The sequence below is a fragment of the Pelagimonas varians genome, from assembly GCF_003208435.1.
In the GTDB taxonomy this organism is placed as follows: domain Bacteria; phylum Pseudomonadota; class Alphaproteobacteria; order Rhodobacterales; family Rhodobacteraceae; genus Pelagimonas; species Pelagimonas varians.
In genome coordinates, this window is the sequence record NZ_QKMF01000046.1 from 1 (window position 1) to 3,996 (window position 3,996).

Consider the following 3,996-nt stretch of genomic DNA (forward strand, 5'->3'; position numbering starts at 1 on the left):
ACCGGCACCAATGACGCGCCAACGATTACAACAGGCTTTGGTACTGCAGTTGAGGATGGCCCGATTGTGTCGGTTGATCTGGCCCCATTGGCTGGTGATGTGGACAGCGATGATACTGCCGCGACGCTCAGCTATGCCATTCCCGGCGTGCCAAGCGAAGGCAGCGCTGTGTTCAATGGATCGGTGCTTGAGTTTAATCCGGGAAGTGATTTCCAAGACTTAGCGGTAGGCGAAACCCGTGATGTTGTGATCAACACCAGTGTCACAGACGCACATGGCGCGGTTGACACCAGCACTGTCACGATCACTGTAACTGGCACAAATGATGCGCCGAGTTTGGCAGCAAGCGTTGCGGCAGCGGTTGAAGGTGGTCCGACGGTGGATGTTGATCTGACCGCGCTTGGTACGGATATCGACAGCGATGACGATGGCACCAGCCTTACCTACACGGTCAGCGTCGCGCCGGCCGAAGGCAGCGCGAGCATCACCGGGGGGACTCTCACCTTTGATCCGGGCACGGACTTCCAGAATCTGGCTCTGAACGAGACAAAGGACGTGACCATTCAGGTCACTGCATCCGATACGCATGGCGCAACAGCGGTCAATGATGTTGTGGTCACCGTGACCGGTACGAATGATGCGCCGGTTATCGGTGTATCTTCGGTCATCTCCGGCGATGTTGTCGAAGCTGGCAACCTTGATGACGGGACAGTTGTCAGCGGGACTCCCTCCGCCACCGGAACGATGGTGTCTACAGATGTCGATACTGGTGCGACGGCCACGTGGTCGGGCAATGCTGCGGGTGCTTACGGGGCCTTTGCCATCAATCCGTCAACCGGAACCTGGACGTACACGCTTGACAACAATGCCGCCGCGACAAACGCGCTGGCCGAGGGGCAGGTTGAAACTGAAACCTTTGCCGTCACAGTCACCGACGAGCACAATGCAACAGCGACAGAGGTTGTGACCATCACGGTTTCGGGCACCAATGACAGCCCGGTTGCCGTGGCGGATACAGCCGCTGCGACGGCTGGCGAGGCACCGGCGGCCAATTTGGATGCGATCGCCATCAATGACACCGCCGGTGGAGGCGGAACATTTTATACTCAGATGCTGACCAATGACGGGACCGGTGTTTTCCTGGAGAGCCTGACCGGCGGACCCGCTATACGCTCGTCCGACGTGACCTTGGGTGATTTTGACAATGATGGCGATCTGGATGCCTTTGTGGGTGTCTACTCTGGGGATGGTCAGTTGCTTTTGAACCAAGGCGGAATCCAGGGCGGCACAGAAGGTGTTTTTGTCACCACAACAATCGGGCAGGGCAGCCTGCCGTCGTTAGGTGGATTTAAATCGACATACACGTTGGATGTCGAGGCCGGAGACGTTAATGGCGATGGCAATCTGGATATAGTTGTTGCCAACTGGAACGGTCAGGCAAACCAATTGCTTCTTGGCGATGGGGCTGGCGGGTTTGCGGTGTCTACTCTGGCTGGCGGATCACGATCCACGCGCGATATCAGGTTGGGTGATATCGATGGTGATGGGGATCTTGATGCCATCGCGACCACCGATCAAGGCATCAACCAATTGCTTGTTAATCAGGGCGGTGCCCAAGGGGGGGGGCAGGGCAGTTTTGTTGCAACAAACTTGCCCTCGGTTGTGAACCAGTTTGGCAGCCTCAGCATCGGGGCTGATATTGGTGACGTGAATGGCGATGGTTTTGCCGATGTCGTGATCACCAACATCTTGGATCAAAACGAATTGCTGCTGGGCAATGGGGCCGGTGGGTTCACCCCAACCACTTTGGCCGGTGGGCTGCGTCAAAGCACATCTATCCGGTTGGCGGATCTGGATGGTGACGGTGATCTGGATGCCTTTGTCACCAACAATGGCAACCAATTGAATCAGGTTTTGATCAACCAAGGCGGCGCCCAAGGCGGCACCGAGGGCAGTTTTGTGGCCAGCGATATCGCCGGATCCACGCGCAACAGCGCGTCGGTTGCTTTGGTTGATATCGATCAGGACGGCGACCTTGATGCTGTTGTGGCCAATAATTCGTTTAACACCAGTGCTGTTCCAGATCAGACAAACCAGATTTACCTCAATGATGGTGCGGGCAACTTTACCGTTGCGCCTTTGGGGGATGGGAACAACCCGACGAATTCTATCGAATTTGGCGATCTGAATGGTGATGGCGGGGTTCCTGCGGTCAATGCGAAAGGCCTACCCAACTTGCCACTAGGAAGTCCAGTGAGCAGCCTCATTTCTGGATCTGTTGCGACCAATGACGGTGATGTCGATACAGGTGCGTCGCTCAGCTATGCCATTGATACGGCAATCGCAGGTCTGACCTTGGCATCGGACGGCAGCTATGTCTTTGACGCCAACGATCCGGCATATAGCGATCTCGCCGAGGGCGAGTCCAAAGACTTCGTAGCCACTTATATCGTCACGGATGAGTTTGGTGCGACAGCGCAGTCAACGCTTACCATCACTGTAACTGGCACGAATGATGCGCCAACTCTGGCAGCAAGCGTTGCGGCAGCGGTTGAAGGTGGTCCGACGGTGGATGTTGATCTGACCGCGCTTGGTACGGATATCGACAGCGATGACGATGGCACCAGCCTTACCTACACGGTCAGCGTCGCGCCGGCCGAAGGCAGCGCGAGCATCACCGGGGGGACTCTCACCTTTGATCCGGGCACGGACTTCCAGAATCTGGCTCTGAACGAGACAAAGGACGTGACCATTCAGGTCACTGCATCCGATACGCATGGCGCAACAGCGGTCAATGATGTTGTGGTCACCGTGACCGGTACGAATGATGCGCCGGTTATCGGTGTATCTTCGGTCATCTCCGGCGATGTTGTCGAAGCTGGCAACCTTGATGACGGGACAGTTGTCAGCGGGACTCCCTCCGCCACCGGAACGATGGTGTCTACAGATGTCGATACTGGTGCGACGGCCACGTGGTCGGGCAATGCTGCGGGTGCTTACGGGGCCTTTGCCATCAATCCGTCAACCGGAACCTGGACGTACACGCTTGACAACAATGCCGCCGCGACAAACGCGCTGGCCGAGGGGCAGGTTGAAACTGAAACCTTTGCCGTCACAGTCACCGACGAGCACAATGCAACAGCGACAGAGGTTGTGACCATCACGGTTTCGGGCACCAATGACAGCCCCGTGGCCAATGATGTCACGCTGGTGTCGGGCCCGGCTGATCCAACAGGCTGGACCTATAACGCCGACAACGGGCACTATTATCAGGTTGTCGATACCGGTTCGACCTTCGCTGAGGCTCAGGCCGGTGCTGCTGCCTTGGGCGGCTATCTGGCGACCATCACCACGGCCAGCGAACAAGCCTTTATCGAAGCGAATGGATTGATTGCCGTGACGGACGGCACGTGGATCGGCGGCCAAAGCAGCAATCCGGCCAATCCCGGAGCCTGGACCTGGGTGACCGGGCCCGAAGCGGGTCAGTCGTTCTCTTATGACAACTGGAGACCGACCGAGCCGAATGGCGGCTTCAGCGCGCCGGGCTATGCGCAACTGCTGCAAAGCGGCGAATGGAACGATGCGCCCGACAGCCTGCGCCCTGGCAACGGGATCGCCGACGGGTATCTGGTGGAATGGGGTGGACGGGCTCAGGACACGGGCTTTGACGAAGACACGGTGCTGACGATCGGCACGGCGCAGCTTCTGGCCAATGACACCGATGTTGACGCTGGCGCGATCCTGACCGTTACGGCGGTGTCGGCGCTTAGTGCTGCGGGTGTGCCTGTGTCGCTAAGCGGAACCGACATCAGCTATGATCCGACCGCGGTGTTCAACCATCTGGCGGCGGGCGAATCCGCGACCGACACCTTTACCTATACCGTGACCGACGAATTCGGTGCGATAGATACCGCGACCGTGACGCTGACCATTGAGGGCCGGAACGACGGACCGGTTGCTGTGGCTGATACGAACGCCGGCGCTGCGGTGGTGGAA

Annotated in this window: 1 protein-coding gene; it reads left to right on the forward strand. The window is 58.0% G+C overall.

Translation table 11 applies throughout. From position 1 onward, the window contains the following. On the forward strand, positions 1 to 3,996 hold a 3,996-nt coding region (locus C8N36_RS23850), incomplete at both ends, for a VCBS domain-containing protein (RefSeq protein ID WP_141468295.1).